Annotated in this window: 1 protein-coding gene; it reads right to left on the bottom strand. The window is 41.0% G+C overall.

Translation table 11 applies throughout. The annotated features are described in order from the left end of the window. Window positions 1-40: 40 nt before the first annotated feature. Window positions 41-1,270: an ISL3 family transposase gene (locus WKU33_RS18880; RefSeq protein WP_336253577.1), complete on the bottom strand. Its 1,230-nt coding sequence runs from the start codon at window positions 1,268-1,270 to the stop codon at window positions 41-43. Window positions 1,271-1,397 lie beyond the last annotated feature (127 nt).

The following is a 1,397-nucleotide window of genomic DNA, read 5'->3' on the forward strand; positions in this document are numbered from 1 at the left end:
GGCTCTTCACCAAAATCAATGGTTGACACACTAGGTGCAACTATGCTAATTCACGGTTGCACTCAACTAGAATACGTTCCTTATAAATAGACTGATTACGTGTAAAATAAAGTCTCCGTTGAAGAGCTTTAATTCGGTTATTCCGTCCTTCCACAGCTGCATTTGTATAGCGAAGACGATGATAGTTGATGATTTCTTCTTTCCAGTTCGACATCGTCTTCAAACATTCATCCACCACATCGATTCCAATAGACTTTCCTTCGTTGTACCAGCGTTCAAACCAGATTTTCGCTATCCTCACATCTGGAGCACAATCGTACCATGTGATAAAATTTTCCTTCCATTCATAAGTGGCTGCTAATCTAACGTCATAACTAAGGATTTCCTGAACAGTGGTGCGTTCTTCTTCCGTCAGGTCTTCTGCTCGCTTGTTAAGAAGGCGGGCTTTTGACTTTATTTTCTTTTTGGCTTGAGAAGATAAATCTTTTTGAACCATTCGACGTACATCCTGAAGAGCCTCTGTCACATAGCGATTCACATGAAATCTGTCGGCAATTCGAATGGCTTTAGGGAACCATTCTTTACAAAAGGTATGATACGCTTTGGCCAAATCCATCACAATAGCAACCGGATTAAGCAGTTTGAACAAGGTGTGATTTTCGGCGTAATCCCGCAGTTCATCACCGGTGCGACCAGGAATTATATCAAGGAAACGCCCTCCTTTAAGGTCGTGAAGCCCTGTATTGTACGTGTGCCCTTTGCGAATTGCAAAGTCATCGATCCCAAGAACTAAACCTTCCCGTTCAACTGCCTCTTGATAAACCCACTCTTGTATCTCCTCACTTTTATCCTGAAGATTACTCTTGAAAATTCGCTCCATAGTAGAATAGGGAACTTGTTCTTCCATGGATGTATGAGCGACCGTCGCTCCATATGTTTGGCGCGCGAGATAGTCAGAAAACACTTTCGTATACCGTTTTTTGGGCTCAACAAAAGAATACTCCCAGGTAAAAGTTGCACCACAATCCTTACAAGCTAGACAAATGGCGGGGATACGCAAGTCAACAGATTTATCAAAAGCAGCTAGATGACGCACATCTCGTTTATAAGGAGTTCCATTTCGAATAACAGATGTTGAATGGCAATACGGACAAACCTGAGTGTGATCGACTGGTGTAAGTTCAATAATGGCATGGTCTTTTTCTATTTCTACGTTGACAATTTTTACTTCTGGTAAATCTAAGAGTTCATTGATATACTGTAAGGGCATCTGTCTAACCTCGTTTTCTTTTAGTCTGGTAACTTAAAGAATAACAGGGAGGCAGATGTTTTTCATTTATTTAGCACCATTACCATATTTACCTATCAATATCAACCATTGGTTTTGGTGTTGACCC

It is taken from the genome of Oceanobacillus sp. HCA-5259 (genome assembly GCF_037892815.1).
Lineage (GTDB): Bacteria > Bacillota > Bacilli > Bacillales > Amphibacillaceae > Oceanobacillus > Oceanobacillus indicireducens.

Coding starts and splice junctions, on each gene's coding strand:
- WKU33_RS18880 (WP_336253577.1), bottom strand. CDS start 1,270: ATGCCCTTACAGTATATCAATGAACTCTTAGATTTACCAGAAGTAAAA.